General features: G+C 65.9%; 17 protein-coding genes. 10 read left to right on the top strand and 7 right to left on the bottom strand.

Annotation, left to right across the window (positions count from 1 at the left end):
• Nucleotides 1-129 precede the first annotated feature (129 nt).
• Together hrpB and QX070_RS03730 are read right to left on the bottom strand one after the other, a co-directional pair.
• Nucleotides 130-2,604 (bottom strand): ATP-dependent helicase HrpB, encoded by a 2,475-nt coding sequence (gene hrpB / locus QX070_RS03725; RefSeq protein WP_315734959.1) that lies wholly within the window; start codon nucleotides 2,602-2,604, stop codon nucleotides 130-132.
• A gap of 129 nt (nucleotides 2,605-2,733) precedes the next feature.
• Complete coding sequence (locus tag QX070_RS03730; protein ID WP_315734961.1) at nucleotides 2,734-4,053, bottom strand: UDP-glucose/GDP-mannose dehydrogenase family protein; 1,320 nt, start codon at nucleotides 4,051-4,053, stop codon at nucleotides 2,734-2,736.
• 151 nt (nucleotides 4,054-4,204) lie between these two features.
• Between QX070_RS03730 and QX070_RS03735 the strand changes: the two genes are divergently transcribed.
• Nucleotides 4,205-5,257, top strand: a complete 1,053-nt coding sequence (locus QX070_RS03735; protein WP_315734963.1) for an acyltransferase family protein — start codon at nucleotides 4,205-4,207, stop codon at nucleotides 5,255-5,257.
• Nucleotides 5,258-5,265: 8 nt separating this feature from the next.
• On the opposite strand, the gene QX070_RS03740 is transcribed toward QX070_RS03735, so the two are convergent.
• A complete protein-coding gene (locus tag QX070_RS03740) occupies nucleotides 5,266-6,234 on the bottom strand; it encodes a quinone oxidoreductase (protein WP_315734965.1) in 969 nt (322 codons plus the stop codon).
• A gap of 97 nt (nucleotides 6,235-6,331) precedes the next feature.
• On the opposite strand from QX070_RS03740, the gene QX070_RS03745 reads away from it, so the two are divergent.
• The 4 genes from QX070_RS03745 to QX070_RS03760 all read left to right on the top strand — a co-directional run bounded on the left by QX070_RS03745 (nucleotide 6,332) and on the right by QX070_RS03760 (nucleotide 13,116).
• Nucleotides 6,332-7,183 (top strand): LysR family transcriptional regulator, encoded by an 852-nt coding sequence (locus QX070_RS03745; protein ID WP_315734967.1) that lies wholly within the window; start codon nucleotides 6,332-6,334, stop codon nucleotides 7,181-7,183.
• Between the two features lie 72 nt (nucleotides 7,184-7,255).
• Nucleotides 7,256-10,321, top strand: a complete 3,066-nt coding sequence (gene polA / locus QX070_RS03750) for a DNA polymerase I (protein WP_315734969.1) — start codon at nucleotides 7,256-7,258, stop codon at nucleotides 10,319-10,321.
• Nucleotides 10,322-11,196: 875 nt separating this feature from the next.
• A complete protein-coding gene (locus QX070_RS03755) occupies nucleotides 11,197-12,396 on the top strand; it encodes a glycosyltransferase family 87 protein (protein ID WP_315734971.1) in 1,200 nt (399 codons plus the stop codon).
• An 84-nt stretch (nucleotides 12,397-12,480) separates the two neighbouring features.
• Complete coding sequence (locus QX070_RS03760; RefSeq protein ID WP_315734973.1) at nucleotides 12,481-13,116, top strand: LysE family translocator; 636 nt, start codon at nucleotides 12,481-12,483, stop codon at nucleotides 13,114-13,116.
• A gap of 129 nt (nucleotides 13,117-13,245) precedes the next feature.
• Here QX070_RS03760 and QX070_RS03765 read toward each other — a convergent pair whose 3' ends face one another.
• Complete coding sequence (locus QX070_RS03765; RefSeq protein ID WP_315734975.1) at nucleotides 13,246-13,872, bottom strand: glutathione S-transferase family protein; 627 nt, start codon at nucleotides 13,870-13,872, stop codon at nucleotides 13,246-13,248.
• 169 nt (nucleotides 13,873-14,041) lie between these two features.
• On the opposite strand from QX070_RS03765, the gene pyrE reads away from it, so the two are divergent.
• On the top strand, nucleotides 14,042-14,599 hold the full coding sequence (pyrE, locus tag QX070_RS03770) for an orotate phosphoribosyltransferase (RefSeq protein WP_315734978.1): 558 nt from the start codon (nucleotides 14,042-14,044) through the stop codon (nucleotides 14,597-14,599).
• Between the two features lie 188 nt (nucleotides 14,600-14,787).
• Nucleotides 14,788-15,606, top strand: a complete 819-nt coding sequence (locus tag QX070_RS03775; protein ID WP_315734980.1) for a DUF2865 domain-containing protein — start codon at nucleotides 14,788-14,790, stop codon at nucleotides 15,604-15,606.
• Nucleotides 15,607-15,713: 107 nt separating this feature from the next.
• Here the strand turns inward: QX070_RS03775 and QX070_RS03780 are convergent, their stop codons facing one another.
• Nucleotides 15,714-16,145, bottom strand: coding sequence for a hypothetical protein (locus tag QX070_RS03780; RefSeq protein WP_315734982.1), 432 nt, complete (start codon nucleotides 16,143-16,145; stop codon nucleotides 15,714-15,716).
• A 187-nt stretch (nucleotides 16,146-16,332) separates the two neighbouring features.
• Here QX070_RS03780 and QX070_RS03785 point away from each other — a divergent pair, with 187 nt between their 5' ends.
• The 3 genes from QX070_RS03785 to QX070_RS03795 all read left to right on the top strand — a co-directional run bounded on the left by QX070_RS03785 (nucleotide 16,333) and on the right by QX070_RS03795 (nucleotide 20,289).
• Complete coding sequence (locus QX070_RS03785) at nucleotides 16,333-16,635, top strand: GIY-YIG nuclease family protein (protein ID WP_315735714.1); 303 nt, start codon at nucleotides 16,333-16,335, stop codon at nucleotides 16,633-16,635.
• A 221-nt stretch (nucleotides 16,636-16,856) separates the two neighbouring features.
• Entirely contained in the window at nucleotides 16,857-19,364 is a 2,508-nt protein-coding gene (locus QX070_RS03790; RefSeq protein ID WP_315734984.1) for a glycogen/starch/alpha-glucan phosphorylase, read from the top strand.
• 106 nt (nucleotides 19,365-19,470) lie between these two features.
• Entirely contained in the window at nucleotides 19,471-20,289 is an 819-nt protein-coding gene (locus QX070_RS03795) for a thioesterase family protein (protein WP_315734986.1), read from the top strand.
• Nucleotides 20,290-20,450: 161 nt separating this feature from the next.
• Here the strand turns inward: QX070_RS03795 and QX070_RS03800 are convergent, their stop codons facing one another.
• Nucleotides 20,451-22,064 carry a phosphoenolpyruvate carboxykinase gene (locus QX070_RS03800; protein ID WP_315734988.1) on the bottom strand — a complete coding sequence of 538 codons (1,614 nt, stop codon included), beginning with the start codon at nucleotides 22,062-22,064 and terminating at the stop codon, nucleotides 20,451-20,453.
• 608 nt (nucleotides 22,065-22,672) lie between these two features.
• Nucleotides 22,673-23,398, bottom strand: a complete 726-nt coding sequence (locus QX070_RS03805; RefSeq protein ID WP_315735716.1) for a HugZ family protein — start codon at nucleotides 23,396-23,398, stop codon at nucleotides 22,673-22,675.
• Nucleotides 23,399-23,453 lie beyond the last annotated feature (55 nt).

Below are 23,453 nucleotides of genomic sequence, written 5' to 3' on the forward strand. Positions count from 1 at the left end.
CCCCGCAACCGATTTGACCATCAAAGCCGCTGACGGGCGACTGCGAGCGACCGGCTGCCGCCGCCATTTTGGCGAAAACGATGAGTGAAGCGTTAACGACAACGATAGCGGCGGTACAATTTGCATGAGCTACGTCCCCCGCGGCTTGGCCCGCCGGGTCGGCTCGGCATGGGCCGGATCATCAGGCCAGGGATGGCGCGGATAGCGGCCGCGCAGATCGGTGCGGACGGCCGCATAGGAGCCGCGCCAGAAGCCGGGCAGATCGCGCGTCACCTGCACCGGCCGCTGCGCCGGCGACAGCAGCTCCAGCACCAGCGGCACCGCGCCTCTGGCAATCGAGGGGTGGACGTTGAGCCCAAACAGCTCTTGTAGCCGGACGGCGATGGTGGGCCCCTGCTCGGCCTCGTAGTCGATCGCCAGCATGGTGCCGGTCGGCGCCTCGAAATGCGTCGGCGCCTCCCGGTCGAGCCGGGCCCGCAGATCCCAGGGGAGCAGTGCCATGACGGCATCCGAGACGTCGCCGGGCGAGACATCCTTGAGCGAGGTCTTGTCGGCCAGCAGCGGCACCAGCCAGTCCTCGCGCCGCTCGGCGAGGCCCGCATCCGACAGGTCCGGCCAACTGTCGCCTTCCGCCTTGCGCAGGAAGGTAACGCGATCGCGCCATTGCAGGGCGGCCTTCGACCACGGCAGCCTGTCAAGGCCCGCGGCGCAGATGCCGTCGGCGAAGATGCGCGCGGTCTCCTCCGACGGCGTCAGCGCGACCGGCGCATCGGCCATGGTGATCGCATGCAGCTTGCGCCGGCGCCGCGCCCGCAACGCCATCGCGTTTTGATCGAAGCTGACCTCGTCTCTCGCTTCGATATGCGCAGCAAAATGCCGATCGATATCCTCGATCGCCAGCGGCGCCGCCAGCAGGATGCGGCCGCTGGCCGCCGTTCCCGTCAGCTCACCGACCGCGATATAGGGTACGCGCGCCAGCGACGAGGTCGGCTCGACGGCGGCGCCGCGGCCATTGGCGAGCACGAAGCTGGCATTGCCGCGGTTGCGCGCGACCCGGTCCGGAAAGGCAAAGGCGAGCATCAAGCCGGTGCTGAGCTGCCCTTGCACTTGTGGGGAGAAGGCCGCCCTGACCTGCTGCGCCCAGCGCCGTGCCATGTCACGCGCACTCTGCGCCCGTTGCGAGCGGTCGCGACGGAACTGATCGAGCCTGACCTCGAGATCAACGCTGTCGCCGCCGAGCCCGCGCTCGGTCAGAATGGCGGCGATGTCGGCGGCCTGCGCGGCGGCGCCATAATCAGCGGCGTCGACGATCATGCGGGCGAGCCGCGGCGGCAGCGCCAGTGCCCGCAGGCGGCGGCCGTCGTCGGTGAGGCGACCTTCTTCGTCGAGAGCGTCGATCTCGCGCAGCAGATCACGCGCCTCCTTCCAAGCCGGTTGCGGCGGCGGATCGAGGAAGCTCAGCGCGGAGGGGTCACTGACACCCCATTGCGCCAGATCGAGCACCAGCGAGGACAGGTCGGCGCTGAGAATTTCCGGCTGCGTATAGGCCGCCAGAGAGGCCGTCTGCGGCTCGTCCCATAACCGGTAGCAGACACCAGGCTCGGTGCGGCCGGCGCGGCCGCGGCGCTGATCGACGGCGGCGCGCGAAGCCCGCACCGTCTCCAGCCGGGTCAGGCCGATGTCCGGCTCGTAGCGCGGCACCCGGGCGAGCCCGGAATCGACCACGATGCGGACGCCTTCGATGGTCAGCGAAGTCTCGGCAATCGAGGTCGCCAGCACCACCTTGCGCTGCCCTTTTGGGGCGGGCGAGATGGCACGATCCTGCACGGCGGCATCGAGCGCACCGAACAGCGGCACGATCTCGATGCTGGCATCGTGGACGCGCTCGGCGAGCATGGTCTGGGTGCGCCGGATTTCGGCGGCGCCTGGCAGGAAGGCGAGCACGGAGCCGGCATCGGCGCGCAGCGCGCTGGCGATGGTCTCGGCCATCTGGCGCTCGACCGGCGCATCCGGCTTGCGGCCGACATAGCGGGTCTCGACCGGATAGGCGCGGCCCTCGCTCTCGACCACCGGTGCATTGCCGAGCAGGCTGGCGACGCGGGCGCCGTCGAGCGTCGCCGACATCACGAGAATGCGGAGATCCTCGCGCAGCCCCTGCTGCGCGTCGCGCGCCAACGCGAGGCCGAGATCAGCATCGAGCGAGCGCTCGTGGAATTCGTCGAACAGCACGGCGGCGACGCCGGTCAGCTCGGGATCATCCAGGATCTGCCGCGTGAAGATGCCCTCGGTGACGACCTCGATGCGGGTCGCGCGCGAGATCTTCGAGCCGAAGCGCACGCGGTAGCCGACGGTGTCGCCTACGCGCTCGCCGAGCGACTTCGCCATCCGCTCGGCGCTGGCGCGGGCCGCGATCCGGCGGGGCTCCAGCACGATGATCTTCTTAGTTCCGACCCACGGCGCATCACGCAAGGCCAGCGGCACCCGCGTGGTCTTGCCGGCGCCGGGCGGCGCCACCAGAACGGCGGTGTTGCTGCGTTCGAGCGTGCCGGACAGGTCGTCCAGCACGGCGTCGATGGGCAGCGGTGTGTCGAAGCGAAGGGGCAATCGTTGAACCCGTCATTGCCCGCGAAGGCGGACAATCCAGTAGACGCAGATCTCGCGGATGACGAAGATCGAGGCTACTGGATACCCCGCCTACGCGGGGTATGACAACGTCATGTCACGCTCCTCACATCACGCGCCCTTCACCGACGGCCTGCCCACGCTCTCGTAGACGAAGCCGTGAGCGGCCATCTCGTCGGGGCGGTAGACGTTGCGCAGGTCGACGACGACCGGATGGGCCATCACCTCCTTGAGGCGATCGAGATCCATGGCGCGGTACTGCACCCATTCGGTCACCAGCACGATCGCATCGGCGCCCGTCGCGCACTCATAGGGATCGTCGAAATAGGCGATCTCCGGCAGCTCCTTCTTGGCCTGCTCAATGCCGACCGGATCATGCGCGCGCACCTTGGCGCCCATGTCGAGCAGCCCGGTCACCAGCGGGATCGACGGCGCCTCGCGCATGTCGTCGGTCTCCGGCTTGAAGGTGAGGCCGAGCACCGCCACCGTCTTGCCGCGCAGATTGCCGCCGACCGCATGCGCGACCTTGCGCGCCATCGCTCGCTTGCGGTTGTCGTTGACGGCCAGCACCGATTCGACGATGCGCAGCTGCGTGTCGTAGTCCTGCGCGATCTTGATCAGCGCGCGCGTATCCTTCGGAAAGCACGAGCCGCCGAAGCCCGGACCGGCATGCAGGAACTTGGAGCCGATGCGGTTGTCGAGACCGATGCCGCGCGCCACCTCCTGCACGTCGGCACCGACCTTCTCGGCGAGATCGGCGACCTCGTTGATGAAGGTGATCTTGGTGGCGAGGAACGCGTTGGCGGCGTACTTGATCAGCTCGGCGGTGCGGCGCTCGGTGTACATCATCGGCGCCTGGTTCAACGACAGCGGGCGATAGATGTCGCCGAGCACCTTGCGGCCGCGCTCGTCCGCGGTGCCGACGACGATGCGATCCGGCCATTTGAAATCGCGGATCGCGGCACCTTCGCGCAGGAATTCCGGATTGGAGGCAACGACGACATCGGCCGTCGGATTGGTCTCGCGGATGATGCGCTCGACCTCGTCGCCGGTGCCGACCGGCACCGTCGACTTCGTCACGACCACGGTGAAGCCGGTGAGGGAGGCTGCGATCTCGCGCGCTGCGGCATAGACGTAGGTGAGGTCGGCGTGACCGTCGCCGCGCCGCGACGGCGTACCAACCGCGATGAACACGGCATCGGCCTCCGCGACCGGCTGCTTGAGGTCCGTGGTGAAATCGAGCCGCTTGGCCTTGACGTTGGCCGCGACCAGCGCATCCAGGCCGGGCTCGAAGATCGGGATTTCTCCGCGATGCAGCGCGGCGATCTTGCTCTCGTCCTTGTCCACGCAGGTCACCTGGTGGCCGAAATCGGCGAAGCAGGCACCGGACACCAGCCCCACATAGCCCGTGCCGATCATCGCAATTCGCATCGAAACCCATCCTTCAAGGTTAATACTTTCGCGTCTTAAACCATTTGCGGTTCAAGGGGAATTTAGAAAACGGCATGACGTTTGGATGACAAGGAGGAGTATTAACGGCTCTGCCCGACAATGCGGCAGCTCCGCGCCAAAGAGGGACAGCATGACCGCAAATGGTACGCCGAAATCGGCCGGAACCGAGGCGCGCATCGACTGGGTCGACTACGCCAAGGGTATCTGCATCATCATGGTCGTGATGATGCACTCGGTGCTCGGCGTCGAGCTGGCCGCCGGCGAGACCGGCTTCATGCACGCCGTCGTCGCATTCGCCAAGCCGTTCCGGATGCCCGACTTCTTCCTGATTTCCGGCCTGTTCCTGCCGCTGGTGATCGACCGGGATTGGCGCACCTATATCGACCGCAAGGTCGTGCATTTCGCCTATTTCTACGTGCTGTGGGTGACCATCCAGTTCGGCTTCAAGGCGCCCGGCTTCGCCGCGGCCTCCGGCTGGCAACATGCCGGCTATCTGTATCTCGAATCCTTCGTCGAGCCGTTCGGCACGCTGTGGTTCATCTATCTGCTGCCGATCTTCTTCGTCGTCATCAAACTGACACGAAAGCTGCCGGCGCCGGTGATCTGGGGCATCGCGGCCGGCCTGGAAATGTCGCATATCGTCACTGGCTGGACCGTGATCGACGAATTCTGCGCCCGCTTCGTCTACATCTATTCCGGCTATCTGTTCGCGACCACCATCTTCGCGCTGTCGGACCGCGCGCGGGCGCAGCCGATGCTCGCCATCGTCGGCCTGCTCGCCTGGGCGGTGATCAACCAATCGCTGGTGAACCTCGGTGTCAGCGAATGGCCGGCTATCTCCCTCATGCTTGGCTATGCCGGCGCGGTCGCCATCATCATCGCCGGCACGCTGCTGGCGCGCGCGCAACTCCTCAATGCGCTGCGCTTCTGTGGCGAGCATTCGATCGTGATCTACCTCGCCTTCTTCCTGCCCATGGCAGCCACACGCACAGTCCTGCTGAAGACCGGGGTGATCGGGGACATCGGAACGATCTCGCTGCTGGTCACGATCGCCGGCGTGCTCGGCGCGCTCCTGATCTGGCGCCTCGCGCTCCGCGTCGGCGCCCGCTTCCTGTTCGAACGCCCCATCGCGTTCTGGATCGCGCCGCCGAAGCCGAAAGCCGTGTTGCAGCCGGCGGAGTAGCCTCACCGTCAGGGCACCAGAAGCAGCGCGCCACGGCTGCGGCCGCTCTCCAGATCGATATGGGCCTCGACGACCCGCGCCAGCGGATACGCGGTGCCGTGGCCGACGAGATCGCCATCGGCGAGCGCGGCGAGAACCGTCGCTGCATCCCTGCGATAGTCGGCGACATCGTTGACATGGGCCATCACGCTCGGCCGTGCCAGCGACAGGCTGCGGCGCGGCCCCAGCTCCTCGACGGCAAGGCTTGGAATTGGACCGCCGGACTGACCGATGCTGGCGACCGTCCCGAACGGCCTGACGCAGGCGAGCGTTTGCGCAAGCGTCTTGCCGCCGACGCCATCATAGGCGACATCGACGCCGCGCCCGTCGGTCAATCGCTTCACGGCATCGACAAAGTCAGCATCCCGGCCGACGATCAGATGGCGCGCGCCAGCGGCACGCGCGAGCTCCGCCTTGGCCTCCGAGCTCACCGTGCCGATGACGGTCGCGCCGCGCAGCCGAGCCAGTCGCGTCAGCACCTGGCCGAGCCCGCCGGCGGCACTGTGCACCAAAAGCGTCGTTCCGGCCCCGACGGCGTAGGTACGATTGAGCAGCATCACCGCGGTGATGCCTTTCAGCAGGGTCGACGCAGCGCTCGCTTCAGACACGGCGTCGGGCAGCGGCATCGCGCGCCAGGCGGGCAGATTTCGCTCCGAGGCATAGGCGCCGACCGGGGCGCCGGCATAGGCGACGCGGTCGCCGACGGACAACTCTGTCACGTCCGCGCCTTTCGCGGTCACGATCCCCGCCCCTTCGACGCCAGGAACTCCATCGGGCAGCGGATAGAGGCCGCTGCGCTGGTAGATATCGATGAAGTTCACGCCGATCGCGGTGTGGCGCAGCCGGATCTCGTTGGCGCCCGGCGCCGGCAGCTCAACATTCTCCAGCACCAGATTCTCCGCGCCACCCGGTGACTTCAGTCGAACGATAGCAGCCATGCCCGTCTCCACATCTTGCCTTGATCCGGACAGTGTGGTCAGCGTTGGCATTCTGCGGAATTGCCCAATTTGGCTCCCCTATTGTGAATATTCGAACATGCGGATCGACTGGACCGACCTTCACCACTTCGTGACGCTGGCCCGCGAGGGCACGCTGTCGGCCGCCGCACGTGGTCTCGGCGTCGATCATGTCACGGTGGCCCGCCGGGTCGCGGCCCTGGAACGGGTCACCGGGCTGAAGCTGGTCGACCGCCGAGCGCGGGCCTATGAGCTGACCGAGGACGGTCGCCGCCTCGCCGCGGCCGCCGGCCCGATGGAGCAGGCGGCGTTCGCGATCGAGCGCGCCGTGGTCGCATCGCGTCCCGGTCTGGCCGGTGAGGTCTCGGTCAGCGCGCCGCCGACGCTCGCCAACAGGCTGATCGCGCCACGGCTGGTCGAGCTGCACCGACGGCATCCTGCAATCATCATCAAGCTGATCGGCGAGAAGCGCAGCGCCTCGCTCAACCGACGGGAAGCCGACATCGCTCTGCGACTGTCGCGTCCCGACGAGCCCGGCCTGATCGCACGCAAGATCGGCAGCTTCGGCTTCAACCTCTACGGCGCGCCGCACTATCTCAAGGAGACGCCGCAGCATGCGCTCGGATTCATCGCCTATGATGCCAGCATGGACTCGGCACCCCAGCAGCAATGGCTGAAGGCGGTCGCCGGGCAGCGCACGATCGTGTTTCGGAGCAGCGATCTCGAGAGCCAGGCCGCAGCGGCGCGCGCAGGGCTGGGGCTCGCCGCCCTGCCGCATTTTCTCGGCGATCATGATCCCGACCTCACCCGCTTCGAAGCCGGCGCGGCCATCAGCAGGGACATCTGGCTCATCGTTCATCGCGACCTCAGGCGCACGCCCCTCATTCGCGCCGTCATGGAGTTCCTGACCCGCTGCGTCCGACCGGACTGAGGGGCGGAAAAATCCGGTGCGCATGGCGTCGTCACGGCTGTCAATGCGAGCGAAAATCCCTACATTGCGGCCATGCCCAAAGCTCCCCAGAAAGCCGCCGCCACGCCCGCCGTTCCCGCGCCTGCCGCCGCCAAGGGCGCGGCCAAGGGCGACCATGTGTTCCTGGTCGACGGCTCGTCCTACATCTTCCGCGCCTATCACGCGCTGCCGCCACTCAACCGCAAGTCCGACGGGCTGCAGGTCAATGCCGTGCTCGGCTTCTGCAACATGCTGTGGAAGCTGCTGCGCGACATGCCCGAGACTGACCGTCCCACGCATCTGGCCATCGTGTTCGACAAGTCCGAGGTCACGTTCCGCAACAAGATCTATGCCGACTACAAGGCGCACCGGCCGCCGGCGCCCGACGATCTGATCCCCCAATTCGCGCTGATCCGCGAGGCGGTCCGCGCCTTCGAGCTGCCCTGCCTGGAGCAGGCCGGCTACGAGGCCGACGATTTGATCGCGACCTATGCGCGGCTTGCCTGCGAGCGCGGCGCCACCACCACCATCGTGTCCTCCGACAAGGATTTGATGCAGCTCGTCAACGACTGCGTCACGATGTACGACACGATGAAGGACCGCCGCATCGGCATCGCCGAAGTCATCGAGAAGTTCGGCGTGCCGCCGGAGAAGGTGGTCGAGGTGCAGGCGCTGGCCGGCGATTCCACCGACAACGTACCGGGCGTGCCCGGCATCGGCATCAAGACCGCCGCGCAGCTGATCACCGACTATGGCGATCTCGAAGGGCTGCTGACGCGCGCGGGCGAGATCAAGCAGCCGAAGCGGCGCGAGGCGCTGATCGAGAACGCCGAGAAGGCGCGGATCTCGCGCCAACTGGTGCTGCTCGACGACAAGGTCGCGCTCGAGGTGCCGCTCGACGACCTCGCGGTGCACGAGCCGGATCCGCGCAAGCTGATCGCGTTCCTGAAGGCGATGGAGTTCACGACGCTGACGCGCCGCGTCGCAGAGTATTCGCACATCGATCCCGCCGACGTGTCGGCGGATGAGCAGTTGAAGAGTGGTGCGGGCACTGCTGCCTCCGTTCCCTCCCCCCTTGTGGGGGAGGGTCAGGGAGGGGGGCACCCCACCAACGGTGCCTCCGCAGCACCCCTCTCCCCAGCCCTCCCCCACAAGGGGGGAGGGAGCCCTCGCACCGGTGATCCGCGTACCGACAAGTCGGCGATGAGCAAGGGCACGCCGGCGAGCCTCGCGGAATCCAGGGCGGAGGCGGCGAAGAGCGGGCGGATCGATCGCGACAAGTACCAGACGCTGCGTAGCCTCCCAGAGTTGAACACCTGGCTCGCGCGCATCCATGACTTCGGCCGCGTCACTCTCGAGGTCAAGGCCAGCTCGATCGATCCGATGCAGGCTAGCTTGTGCGGCATCGCCCTGGCACTTGCGCCGAATGAGGCCTGCTACATCCCGCTGGCGCATCGCCAGGCCGGCGATGGCGGCGGCCTGTTCGATGCCGGGCTCGCGCCGGACCAAATCAAGGAGAGCGATGCGCTCGCCGCGCTGAAGCCGGTCCTCGAATCCACAGGGCTGCTCAAGATCGGCTACAACATCAAGTTCATCGCCGTGCTGCTGGCGCAGCACGGCATCACGCTGGCGAATGTCGACGACATCCAGCTGATGAGCTACGCGCTCGATGCCGGGCGCGGCTCGCACAAGCTCGAGTCTCTGGCCGAGCACGTGCTCGGCCACGCCGTGCTCGGCGAAAGCGAGCTGATCGGCAGCGGCAAGAACAAGCTGACGTTCGAGCAGGTCGCGATCGACCGGGCCACGGCGCATTCCGCCGAAGCGGCCGATGTCATTCATCGCGTCTGGCGCGTGCTGAAGCCGCGCCTCACGGCCGAGCGCATGACCGCCGTCTACGAGACCTTGGAGCGGCCGCTGGTGCCGGTGCTCGCGCGCATGGAGCGGCGCGGCATCTCGATCGACCGCCAGGTGCTGTCCCGTCTGTCCGGCGATTTCGCCCAGACTGCCGCTAGGGTCGAGGCCGAGCTGCAGGAGCTGGCCGGCGAGCCGATCAATGTCGGCAGCCCCAAGCAGATCGGCGACATCCTGTTCGGCAAGATGGGCCTTTCGGGTGGCACCAAGACCAAGACCGGCGCCTGGTCGACCTCTGCCTCCATCCTCGATGATCTTGCCGAGCAGGGCAACGAGTTCGCGCGCAAGATCCTGGAATGGCGCCAGGTCTCGAAGCTGAAATCGACCTATACCGATGCGCTGCCGACCTACGTGAACCCACAGACGCACCGTGTGCACACCACCTACGCGCTGGCCGCGACCACGACGGGGCGGCTGTCGTCGAACGAGCCGAACCTGCAGAACATCCCGGTCCGGACCGAAGATGGCCGCAAGATCCGCCGCGCCTTCATCGCGACTCCCGGCCACAAGCTGGTGTCGGCCGACTACTCGCAGATCGAGTTGCGGCTGTTGGCGGAGATCGCGGACATCCCGGTGCTGAAGCAGGCGTTCAAGGACGGGCTCGACATTCACGCGATGACGGCGTCCGAGATGTTCGGCGTGCCGATCAAGGACATGCCGAGCGAAGTCCGCCGCCGCGCCAAGGCGATCAATTTCGGCATCATCTACGGCATCTCCGCCTTCGGCCTCGCCAACCAGCTCGGCATCGCCCGCGAGGAGGCTTCGGCCTACATCAAGCGCTATTTCGAGCGCTTCCCGGGCATTCGCGACTACATGGATGCGACCAAGGAGTTCTGCCGCAAGCACGGCTATGTCGTCACGCTGTTCGGCCGCAAGTGCCATTACCCGGAGATCAAGGCATCGAACGCCTCGGTGCGCGCCTTCAACGAGCGCGCCGCGATCAACGCGCGGCTGCAGGGCACCGCAGCCGACATCATCCGGCGCGCCATGACCCGCGTCGAGGAGGCCCTGGCGCAAAAGAAGCTGTCGGCTCAGATGCTGCTGCAGGTGCATGACGAACTGATCTTCGAGGTGCCGGACGACGAGGTCGCCGCGACCTTGCCGGTGGTGCAGCACGTCATGCAGGACGCCCCCTTCCCCGCCGTGCTGCTCTCGGTGCCGCTGCACGTCGATGCGCGGGCCGCCGACAATTGGGACGAGGCGCATTGAGCTGATCGCGGTGATCTCTGCTTCGTCATCGCGAGCGCCGAAATCCGTCCACGAGCGAGATGCCACCCTCCCCTGGAGGGGGAGGGTGGGCAGTGTGCCTCGCAACGCAGCCCTCATACGCATCCGTTTGATGCTCCCCGATACGATGATCATTGGCTGCAACGCGAGGCGTAGACATGCCTCAGCCTTCTCGCAGCATGATTTGCTCGAGGGATGCATGTCGTTCGCCCTCTGAATTTTGCAAAGGGCGCAGGGAAGGCCGGGCCTCGGCTGAGGCCCGTGGCCCGCCTGCTCAAAAGAATGCAGGCGGCAGGTACCACAGGTCCAGCCGGACAAGACCCGGCCCTCCCTGCGCGATGGGCTTAACGTCTGCTCCGAGCTCTCCCCGGGGACCGGCTTGTTTGCCCCCGTCACCAGCGCGACACGTGATGTCACGCAGGCTTGGCGCCAGCTTCGGGGCGCCAGGACCACACGGCTTGAACGTCCGCGAGCTGCCAATCGTCCAGTGCATCAGCACCTGACAGGCCCACGGCCACCGCTCCCCGCCTCAACGTATCGTGACGACGCGTACGCCCCTCTGCATGAGGACGGGATGCGCTGAATAGAACACGACTTCGGAAAAATAGCAATATAAATCTTGACGAGCGTTGCCCGATGCGGAGCGATGACCCCGTTCCCTGTCCACGGTCACTCGGAACGCGGCGATTTTACCCCTCGTTAGGCACGATGAGATCGCGCCTGGCCGGATGAACGGACGGTAACACGGCGTGCAGCGCACCCTGGCAAGGTTGGAGAGGCACCGCACGCGAGCGATCGCTGACAGCTCCGATCATCCCCATGCCACGACTGCGCCGAGGGCGCGAACGAAGAGCTCCATGACCGCGATCTCATCCGCAGCTCACCCCAAGACGCGCGACCGGCGCGCGGTGCTGATCCTGCTGGTCGCGATGGCGCTCTACAACGGCGCCTATCTCGTCGGCTGGGCGCTGTCGTCGCCGCAGCCGGCGTTTGGCGACTTCTTCGGGCTATGGTCGTTCGGCAGATTTGCCGCGCTGTCCGGCGCCAGCATCTACGATCCGGTTGCGCTCGCGCGCTATCAGCAGGCGCTGGATCCGACGCTGGGCGGCGGCGGCTTTCCCTATCCCTATCCGCCGACCTTCCTGCTGGTGCTGATACCCCTGGGCATGCTGGCGCTGCCGGTGGCCTATGTCTGCTGGATCTCGGTCACCTTCGCGCTTTATGGCCTGGCGACGCTGGGGCGCGATTGGCGCTCGTTAACCTCTCTGGCGCTGCTCGCGGCGCCGACGACGCTGATCAACGCGATCACCGGCCAGAACGGCTTTCTCTCGGCGGCCTTGCTGATCGGCGGACTGCGCCTGCTCGCGCGCCACCCGATCGTTGCCGGCACGCTGCTTGGCCTGCTCGCCTACAAGCCACAATTCGTGCTGCTGATGCCGGTCGTGCTGCTGGCGTCACGCAACTGGCGCGCCATCCTCTCGGCAATCGCCACGACCGTGATCGTCGCCGTCGTCAGCAGCGCTGCGCTCGATCCGTGGATCTGGCTCGAATGGATCGTGAAGTTTCCGCGCTATCAGGCGCAATTGCAAGCCAACCAGGCCAGCCTCGATCACATGATGCCGACGGTCATCGCTGGCTTGCACGCGCTCGGCGCGCCGCCGCCGATCGGCTACCTGGTTCAGCTCCTGTTGTCCTGCTCCATCGTCGTGATGGTCTGGGATGCCTGGCGACGCGGCATGACGGAGCAGGCGATCGCGCTGGTCGCGGTCGGCAGCATCATCGCCACGCCCTATGCGATGATCTACGACATGCCGATGGTCGCGGCGGGGATTGCGATCCACTGGAAGGCGCGGAGCGACGCCGGCGAGCCGATCCCGCCGCTGGAGATCGGCCTCGTGATCGCGCTGGGAGCCTGCCTGCTCGCCATGATCGTGCACTCCGTGCCGCTCGCGGCGGCCATTCTGCTGGTCCTGCTGGCGTTGAGCATCGCCGGTGTGTTCGACCGCTCCAGCCGGCGCGCCCCTGCATTGAACATGACGCCGCCGGCGGCGGGCTGATTGCTCTCGGTGCAATTGACCGGATGACGATGCGTGATCGTCCGCGCTAAAGCAGCGGCAGAGATCCCGATCATCGAACCAGTCATGCCGCACACATCCTCCCTGCTCGCTTTCGCCCTCGTCTCGCTCGGCATGGTGCTGACACCAGGGCCGAACATGATCTATCTGATCTCGCGCTCGATCACGCAGGGCCACGCCGCCGGCCTGGTCTCGCTCGGCGGCGTTGCCGTCGGCTTTCTGGTCTACATGCTGGCGGCGGCGTTCGGCATCACCGCGCTGCTGTTTGCCGTGCCGTTCGCCTATGACGCGCTGCGCCTCGCCGGCGCGGCCTACCTGCTCTATCTGGCGTGGCAGGCGGTGAAGCCGGGCGGACGCTCGCCATTCCAGGTGAGGAAGCTCGCCATCGACAGCCCGCGCCGGCTGTTCCTGATGGGGCTCGTCACCAACCTGCTGAACCCGAAGATCGCGATGCTGTATCTGGCGCTGCTGCCGCAGTTCATCGATCCCGCTGTTGGCGGCGTGCTGACGCAGTCGGTGGTGCTCGGCGCGATCCAGATCGTGATCAGCGTCAGCGTCAACGCCATGATCGCCATGGCGGCGGGATCGATTGCCCTGTTCCTGGCGACACGGCCGAGTTGGGCGCTGGTGCAGCGCTATCTGATGGGCACGGTGCTCGCGGGACTTGCGGTGCGCATGGCGCTGGAGGCACGACGGGGGTGATTTGCATCGGCTCCCCCGCCTTGTCCGCCGAAGCCTCCCGGCAAAGGCGGACGAGAGCGGGAGAGGGGGCACCGCGCGTGCGGCAAGATCTCGGAAATCATCGTCGGCAAAGAACGGCCGATGAGCTTCTCAGTCCAGCTTCGCCTCCATGCCGCGCTCCACGGCGGGGCGGGCCATCAGGGTATCGTACCAGCGCTCGACGTGGGGAAAGTCGGCCAGATCGACCTTGTGGCGCGGGTGGCGCCAGGCCCAGCCGAGGATGGCGAAGTCGGCGATCGAGAGCGCGCCGGCGACGAACTCTTGCTGCGCCAGCCGGCGGTCGAGCACGCCATAGAGCCGGACCGTCTCGGCCATGTAGCGCTTGAGGCCGTAGGCGCGGTCCTGCTCGTTGGTCAGCGCGATGAAATGGTGCACCTGGCCGGGCATCGGGCCGAAGCCGCCCATCTGCCACATCAGCCATTCATAGACCGGAATCCGCTCGGCGAGGGATCTCGGCAGGAACTGCCCGGTCTTCTCAGCCAGATAGAGCAGGATGGCGCCGGATTCGAATACGCTGACCGGCTTGCCGTCGGGGCCGTCCGGATCCACGATGGCGGGAATCTTGTTGTTGGGGCTGATCGCCAGGAACTCCGGCGCCATCTGGGCGCCCTTGGTGATGTCGACCGGAACGACGCGGTATCGCAGCCCCATCTCCTCCAGCGCGACCGAGATTTTGCGCCCGTTCGGGGTGTTCCAGGTGTACAGCTCGATCGTCATGCGGGGCATCCTTCCCAATCGTCCTTGCTTGGTCGCGGGCTCCCATTAGCTCGAAACTGCATCCGGCTTCAAACGTACCGTTGTTGATGGGACATCGTGGCGGCTGGTCTCCGCCGCCCGCCCCCGATAGATTGCGCCACCCAAGAATCCACCCTCAGGGGAAAACGCCGTGTCCAAATCCGCCTCCCGCGCCCGCCTCCTCGAGATCATCCGCAGGCGCTCGTTCGGCCGTGGCGAGGTCACGCTGGCCTCCGGCCGCAAGAGCGATTTCTATTTCAACCTGAAGCCGACCATGATGGACCCGGAGGGCGCCACCTTGCTCGCCGAGCTCACCTATGAGGCGCTGAAGGACGAGGGCTTCGATTATATCGGCGGCCTGGAGATGGGCGCGGTGCCGCTCGCCGGCGCGATCGCCCAGATCTCCTGGATCAAGGGCCATCCGATCGCGGCCTTCTTCGTCCGCAAGAAGCCGAAGGAGCATGGCGCCAGGCTCGCGATCGAGGGCCTAACCCGCGACGAGACCCTGGCCGGCAAGCGCATCGTCGTGGTCGAGGACGTCACCACCACCGGCGGCTCGGCGATGAAGGCCGTGGAAACCCTGCGCGAGGCCGGCGCCGAGGTGACGCTGGTGTTCACGATGGTCGACCGCGAGGAAGGCGCCGCCGAGACCTTCGCCCAGGCCGGCCTGCCGTTCCAGGCGCTCTTCAAGGCGCACGAATTCCTCTGAGGCGCTTGGCGCGCGGCGCAATTCGCCGCCCGCGCATACCGCTCATTTACCAACGCCCGTTAAGGTTACCGCAAGGCTGATGGCGCCATGCCTTGGGCAAGGCGCGTTCGATCGCACATGATCGAGCGACGCGGGTTGCCGCGTCACGGCGTGGCTTTGCGGTGAAGATCCTGGCGATGGAGCGGGCGTTGCGTAGCGTGTTGTCGTTTCGGCGGAGGTCCCGCCACGTCGCTGTCGCGGCGACGGTCGGCCTCGTCGCGGCCGGCGCGCTGGCGCCGCGGATGGCGTCGGCCCAGGGCCTGTTCGACTTCCTGTTCGGCGGCTTCAACAAGCCGCAATCGCAGCGGCCGGCGGCGCAAGGCGGCCTCTTCGCCGATCCGTTCGGCACCAACCCGCAGGCCCCCGCCCAGCCGCGCGCCGCGAGCGGCGGATCGGGCGCAGCGTTCTGCGTGCGCACCTGCGACGGCCGCTATTTTCCGCTGGCGCGCGGCCTCGCCTCGCCGGCGCAGATGTGCCAGGCGTTCTGCCCGGCCAGTGCGACCAAGATCTATTTCGGCTCCAACATCGACTACGCCACGGCGGCGAACGGGGAACGCTATGCCGACAGCGAGAACGCGTTCGCCTATCGCCAGGCGCTGCGCGCCGACTGCACCTGCAACGGCCGCGATCCGGCCGGGCTGGCGCCGGTCGATCTGTCGCTCGACACCTCGCTGCGCCAGGGGGACGTCGTCGCCACGGCCGACGGGCTGGTGGCCTATTCCGGCGCGCGCGGCAGCGGCGGCCAGCCGGCCGACTTCAAGCCGGTCGCGTCCTATCCCGGGCTCAACTCGGACATGCGGGCCAAGCTGAGCGAGATGAAGGTCGCGCCGGTGCGCGCCGACATGGTCGGCGCAGACGCGCAGGCCATGGCTCTGCCGGCGGACGTCAATGTCAGCACCGCACCGCCGCCCCTGAGCATCGCGCCAAAGCCCGCCGCAAGCCGGCTGAAGCAGGCGGATGTGAATTGAACACGCGCTGCGCCAAGGCGCAGCGCCGGCGTCGGCGCAGGCCGGCTCGGCACAGCGACCTCTGGAGCTTGAGCGCGGACTGCGTCCGCCGGGACTGACGGCCAGGACTAGCGCGCGACGATCACGCCGATGACGTTCGGCGCTTCCAGATATTTCTCCTCGATCGCTGCCCGTGCGGCGGCGCGGTTGTCCGGCGTCAGCAGGCCGCGCTTCTCGGCCAGGATCATCCAGCAGAAGCCCCACCAATCGGTCAGCATGCCCTCGTCGTCGACCAGGTCATAGCCCTGCTCCGCGGCGAAGATGCGCGCTCGCGCCTCGTCGAGGCCATCGAGGAAGGTGTGGTCGGTGGCCGAGAACAGGTCGTCGGAAATGTCGTCGATGGTGTAGCCCCAGACCGACATGCACACCGCGTTGAAAGCGCGATCGATCTGGTCGTCGTCGACGGCCCGCCGCCGCGCCGTCTTGTGCAGCCGCGTCAGGCTGCGCGCGAAATCGGCAATGCGGGTCAGGGCCAGGGGATCGAAGGCGATATGGGACATGGGTGTCCTCGCGGGATGCACTGATGCCGGTTTGTCTGGGGCGGATCGAATCGCAATCAGGATAAACGATCGCCTGCTGAATTGTTCTTAATTTGTTCTTGCGGAAAAAGGAAGTGCTGATTTATCGTCGTCCCGGCCCCCGAGCCGGGACCCAGAGCCACCGCAGCCCTTTGGTTTGCACGGACCGATAAGCACCCAGGCCGCATGGACGGTCTACATTCTTGCCAGCGGGCATCATGGCACGCGGTGCATCGGCATCACCAATGATGTCAGAAGGCGCCTCGAAGACCACCGTGCCGGGCGAGGCGCCAAGTTCGTCAGCAGGTACAAGGTTTTTCACCTGGTTCACGTCGAGAGCTTACCGACTCCGATCGAGGCGATCGCTCGCGAGAAGCAGCTCAAGAACTGGCACCGCGACTGGAAGGTCGAGCTGATTGAAAGGGACAACCCCGATTGGAGTGACTTGTCGGGCCTCATCTTCGGCCGGTGAGTCTGGATCCCGGCTTTCGCCGGGATGACGATGTGGAGAGTCCTTTCAACATCACCGCATATGCAACCAGCCGCCAGCGTGTTCCGCCCCCGGAACTCCGGCCCCGTTTTTGCATCATTTTCCATCACCTAGCTGTGCGGACCAGCCTTTCCCCGGGTTTCGGACCGCGCGCAACCATCGTATGCTTTTACCGGTTCCTCGTAGCATCACAGGTTTCCAAGGTGACAGATCAGCCGTCCCAGCGCAGCTTCGTAAGCATCGGCCAGCCCGTCGACGAATTGGCGGTCGCGGAGATCAAGAGCGACATCCTGGCCAAGCTTCGCCTCGCCATCGGCAAGGAAGCGAGCCAGGCGACGCAGCAGGACTGGTACCACGCCGCGGCGCTGACCTTGCGCGACCGCATCGTGCATCGCTGGCTGACCGCCGACAAGGAGAGCTACGACGCCGGGCGCAAGCGCGTCTATTATCTCAGCCTCGAATTCCTGATCGGCCGCCTGTTCACCGACGCGCTCAACAACATGGGCCTGATGAAGGTGTTCGAGACCGCGCTCGGCGATCTCGGCGTCGGCCTGACGGACCTGCGCAAATGCGAGCCGGACGCCGCGCTCGGCAATGGCGGCCTCGGCCGCCTCGCGGCCTGCTTCATGGAGAGCATGGCGACCTTGCAGATCCCGGCGATCGGCTACGGCATCCGCTATGATTTCGGCCTGTTCCGCCAGGTGATCGTCGACGGCTGGCAGCACGAATATCCCGACGTCTGGCTGTCGTTCGGCAATCCCTGGGAATTCCAGCGCCCAGAGGTGGTCTATCACGTCCATTTCGGCGGCGGCGTCGAGCATGTCGACGACAAGGGCCGCGACCGCGCGATCTGGCACCCCGGCGAGACCGTGCAGGCGGTCGCCTATGACACCCCGATCGTCGGCTGGCGCGGCCAGCATGTGAATGCGCTCAGGCTGTGGTCGGCTCGCTCGCCAGACCCGCTGAAGCTCGACGTCTTCAACTCCGGCGACTATCTCGGCGCCTCAGCAGAAGAAGCGCGCGCCGAGGCGATCTGCAAGTTCCTCTATCCGAACGACGAGAGCCCGGCAGGACGCGAGCTGCGGCTGCGCCAGGAATATTTCTTCGTCTCGGCCTCGCTGCAGGATCTCGTCAAGCGCCATCTCGGCTCCGACGGCCAGCTGCGCAGCCTGGCGCAGAAGGCCGCGGTGCAGCTCAACGACACGCATCCTTCGCTCGCCGTGGCCGAGCTGATGCGGATCCTGGTCGACCTGCACAATTTCCGCTGGGACGAGGCCTGGAAGATCACCATCGCGACCTTGTCCTACACCAACCACACGCTGCTGCCGGAGGCGCTCGAGACCTGGCCGGTCGAGCTGTTCGAGCGGCTGCTGCCGCGGCATCTCGAGATCATCTACCACATCAATGCGCAGCATCTCGCGCTCGCCGAGCAGCGCGCACCGGGTGACATCGACTACCGCGCCTCGGTGTCCCTGATCGACGAGAAGAGCGGCCGTCGCGTGCGCATGGGCCAGCTCGCCTTCGTCGGCTCGCACCGCATCAACGGCGTCTCGGCGATGCATTCCGACCTGATGAAGGAGACCGTGTTCCACGATCTCAACCATCTCTATCCCGGCCGCATCACCAACAAGACCAACGGCATCACCTTCCGCCGCTGGCTGACCCTGGCCAATCCCAAGCTGACGAACCTCTTGCGCGAGGCCTGCGGCGACGCCGTCGTCGACGATCCGACGCTGCTGTCGAGCCTCGAGAGCTACGTTGCCGACGCCAGCTTCCACCAGAAGTTCCGCGCGGTGAAGCATCACAACAAGGTGCTGCTGACGCGTCTGATCGTCGAGCGCATGAACGTGCGTCTCGATCCGGGCGCGCTGTTCGACGTGCAGATCAAGCGCATTCACGAATACAAGCGCCAGCTCTTGAACATCCTCGAAGCCGTCGCGCTATATCAGGACATGAAGGACGACCCGCAACGCGACTGGGTGCCGCGGGTGAAAATCTTTGCCGGCAAGGCGGCGGCGAGCTACCGCTACGCCAAGCTGATCATCAAGCTGATCAACGACGTCGCCGACACCGTCAACAACGATCCCGCGATCGGTGGCAAGCTGAAGGTGGTGTTCATGGCCGACTACAATGTCAGCCTGGCGGAAACGATCATTCCCGCGGCCGACCTGTCCGAGCAGATCTCGACCGCCGGCATGGAGGCCTCCGGCACCGGCAACATGAAGCTGGCGCTGAACGGCGCCCTTACCATCGGCACGCTGGACGGCGCCAATATCGAGATCCGCGACAATGTCGGCGCCGACAACATCGCGATCTTCGGTATGGAGGCCGACGAGGTCATGCTCCGCCGCAAGCAGGGGCTGGACGCGTCCGACGTGATCCACCGGTCACCGCGGCTGGCGCGCGCGATCGATGCGATCGCGACCGGCGCGTTCTCGCCGGACGAGCCCGGCCGGTTCGAGCCGATCGCGCATGCGCTGCGCCATCTCGACCACTATATGGTCTCGGCCGATTTCGATTCCTACTACGAGGCCCAGCGCGGCATCGATGCACGCTGGCAGACCGTGCCGGCCTGGACCCGCGCCTCGATCCTGAACGTCGCGCGCATGGCGTGGTTCTCCTCCGACCGCACCATCCGCGAATATGCCGACGACATCTGGAACGTGCCGGTCGGCCCGGTGATGGCGCCGGTGCAAGCGCAGCGGGCGTGAAGGGCCCTTCCCTCCCGCCTTCAGCAATGACCCATGACGTCATTGCAAAGGCCTTCGATTGCTTTTCACCTGACGGCCATCATACGATGACCGTCGGGAGGAATGCATGACCGAACCGCCAGTTCACTTGTTCGACGAGGCGACCCGGGTCACTGCCGGCGACAGCCGCTGGCAGGGGCGGACCAGCCCGGATTACTGGGCTTTCGTCGGCCCGTTTGGCGGCGTCACGGCGGCGACCGTACTGCGCGCGTTGATCCAGCACCCGCAAATCCAGGGCGATCCGCTGGCGGTGACGGTGAACTATTGCGCGCCGATCGCGGAAGGGCCGTTCGATCTCGACGTGCGGTTGGTGAAAGCGAACCGCTCCTCGCAACATTGGTGCGTCGAGCTGAGTCAGGGCGACTCTGACGCGGCGACGCTCGCCACCGTCGTGTTCGCCGAGCGCCGGCCGTCCTGGTCGCACCAGCCGGCCACAAAGCCCGAGGCGCCGCCGTTCGACCAGGTCAAGCGTCATCCCGACACGAACATGTCCTGGACCAAGCAGTACGATTTCCGCTTCATCGAGGGCCGTCCGGCATTTGGCGCATCGTCGTCGGGTGAGCCGCACAGCAGCTATTCCCGGCTCTGGATCTCCGACCGCAAGCCGCGCAAGCTCGACTGCCTGTCGCTGCTGTCGATGTCGGACGCCTTCTTCGGCCGCGTCTTCCACGCCCGCGGCGAGCTGGTGCCGTTCGGCACGGTGTCGCTGACGACCTATTTCCACGTCAGCCGGGACGAGCTCGCGGCCGAGGACATCACGCACGTGCTCGCAACGGCCGATGCCAAGGTGTTCAACCGCAGCTACCAGGACCAGCACGGCGAGCTATGGTCGCCGTCCGGCCGGCTGCTCGCGACGACGACGCAGATCGCGTATTTCAAGGCGTGAAAGCCGGGACGCAAGCCAAGAAAACGGCGTCGTCCCGGCCTTGAGCCGGGACGACAGCTGTGGGTATGGCTTGAGCCCGCGCCTCTCGTGCATTGAACGGGGCGGAGCGGGAAGATGTGGGGTCAGCCGCAACGCGACCGCCCCCTTTGACGTTTGCAGCCCTACTCCGCCGCCAGCTTCAGATCCGGCGCGGCGTTACGGACCTCGGCGTCGACCTGGGCTTCGAACTTGGCGAAGTTCTTCTGGAACATGCCGACCAGGGCGCGCGCAGTCTTGTCGAACTCGGCCTTGTCCTTCCAGGTGTTGACCGGGTCGAGGATCTCGGTCGGCACGCCCGGTAGCGCGGTCGGCACCGCGAAGCCGAAATATTTGTCGGTGCGGAACTCGACGTTGCGCAAGCTGCCGTCGAGCGCCGCCGTCAGCAGCGCACGCGTCACCTTGATCGGCATGCGCGAGCCTGTGCCGTACTTGCCGCCGGTCCAGCCGGTGTTGACCAGCCAGCAGTCGACATTGTGGTCGGCGATCAGTTGCCGCAGCATGTTGCCGTAGACGGACGGATCGAGCGGCAGGAACGGCGAGCCGAAGCAGGTCGAGAATTCCGGCTGCGGCTCGGAGCCCAAGCCGCGCTCGGTGCCGGCGACCTTGGCGGTATAGCCCGACAGGAAGTGGTACATCGCCTGGGCCGGCGAGAGCTTTGCGATCGGCGGCAGCACGCCGAAGGCGTCGGCGGCGAGCATCACGACGTTCTTCGGATGCGGCGCGCGGCCGGTGCGCGAGGCGTTCGGGATGTAGTCGAGCGGATAGGCCGAGCGGGTGTTCTCGGTCTTGGAGCCGTCGTCGAAATCGGGAACGCGCGTATCCTCATCGAGCACGACGTTCTCGAGCACGGCGCCGAAGCGGGTCGACGCCGCGAAGATCTGCGGCTCGGCTTCCTTCGACAGCTTGATGCACTTGGCGTAGCAGCCACCCTCGAAATTGAACACGCCGGACGGACCCCAGCCATGCTCGTCGTCGCCGATCAGGGTGCGGTTCGGATCGGCCGACAGCGTGGTCTTGCCGGTGCCGGACAGGCCGAAGAAGACCGCGGTGTCGCCCTTCGGCCCGACATTGGCCGAGCAGTGCATCGGCATCACGCCGCGCTCGGGCAGATAGTAGTTGAGCGTCGTGAACACGCTCTTCTTCATCTCGCCGGCATAATAAGACCCGCCGATCAGGACGATCTTGCGGGTGAAATCGATCGCGACGACGTTCTGGGAGCGCACGCCATGACGTTTCGGATCGGCACGGAAGCTCGGCATGTCGATGATGGTGAGCTCCGGCACGAAGGTGTCGAGCTCGATGGTCTCGGGGCGGATCAGAAGGGTGCGGATGAACAGCGAGTGCCAGGCGAGCTCGGTGAAGACGCGCGTCTTGATGCGGAAGGTGGGATCGGCGCCGCCATAGAGGTCCTGCGCGTACAGGGTCTTGCCTTCGGCGTGCTTGATGAAGTCCTGATGCAGCGCCTCGAACTGCTCGGGCGTGATCGCCTGGTTGCCCGCCCACCACATCTTTTCGGTGGAGGCGTCGCGCACCGTGAACTTGTCCTTCGGGCTGCGACCGGTGAACTCGCCAGTATCCGCGCACAGCGCCCCATCGGCCGACAGCACAGCCTCGCCGGCCGCCAGCGAATACTGATAGAGCTGAGGAGCGCCGAGATTCCAGTGCACCTGCTTGAGGTTCTTTAAGCCGAACTTGTCGGCACCGAAGGCGCCGTTGCGAATACCCGTCTCTTGCACGAAGATCCCTCCTGAGAGCCCGCATCTGTTGCGCGCAGTCGCGCGCGTTGCGCGGTGACCGTTGCCGTTACATCGCCTTATCGAAGCGCGGTCGGCGACCTAATACTGATCAACGCTGGTCTTGCCAAGACGATCCGGCCCAATTGGTTATTGGCAAGCCGTGATGCACGTAGCTCATGTTTTGCCGCGTCATGCACATTCCAGCGGCAGCCGCCTGCGCTTCGCCGAGATGCTGCAACGCAACAGATATATCAGCGCGGTTGGATTTCATGAGAACGACGAACGACGCTCAAATCGACGAATTCGCGTGGGCAAGCGAAGACCGAGCGACGAAATGCGTCGGTGATTAGCCGTGTCGTCGCCCACCCGATCAGCCAGCTTCCATTCACGATTGTCTCGCGCTTGCGGGATCACTTAATCCGATTCTCCCGGCCGCGACGTCAACGAGCTCACTCGCGCCCACGCCATGGGTTTGCGCGGCGCTCACCTTCTGCTGGGCAGGGAGCGTGCACATCGAGCTTCACCACAAACTGCGTTCATGGGTGAACTTCACGGTCTTTCGTCACGAGACGATGAGCACAGCCATCAAAGCCCGCTCGAACTACACCTCACTTCGCGCGTGCCTCGTCAGCAAGCCTCACCAGCATCTTGCGCAATGCCCCGGGCGTGGTCACGCGCTCGGGAAACTCCAGCCGCAGCGTCCTGCCGTCGGCCATCAGATCCAATCCCTCCGGGTCACAGCCGCTACACCGCCACTCCGCGGCTTCGGCGCCGAGCAGCGTCGTCGCGTAGAGGGCGAGCGCCTCGCGATGATCTTCGTTCATGTGATCGACGGCGCCCTGCTCTGCCAGAATCAGTTCGTCAGCATCGGATATATCCGTGAGAAACTGCTCGGGCTTGAGATCGACGATGCGGCCGAATCCGGCGACGAGATGTGTGCCTGACGGGCGAATCACGAAGAACGAGAAGTCGGCGAAATCCGCGTAGTCCGCAGCAGACGGATGCGCATTGAGATACCGACGGCGCAGCATCTCGCGATTGTCGTCGCTGGCCTGCTCGGCTTTTCCCGACAGCATGATGCGCGAACCTTCGAGCGGATCGCCGGGCGCGCGTTCATCGAGCATCAGCGACACGCGCGAATCGGCAAGTACATTCCTGGTGTGCACGGCTAATCGCGAGATCAGGATGATCGGAGCACCATCGGACGCAGTAGCGACATTGACCAGCGAGCAGTAGGGATCGCCCGAGCCAACCATCAAGGTTGCAAGTGCGCCCTGCCGGCTCCGGCGCAGCAGGGAATGCGTCACGCGGTTAGGGTTAAAGCTCGCAGACATCATCTTTCCCTCGTCCAAGCAGTTGCAATGAAGGCCTTTTTTCGGCTAAACGGAC

This window comes from Bradyrhizobium sp. SZCCHNR1093, assembly GCF_032381175.1.
Taxonomy (GTDB): Bacteria; Pseudomonadota; Alphaproteobacteria; order Rhizobiales; family Xanthobacteraceae; genus Bradyrhizobium.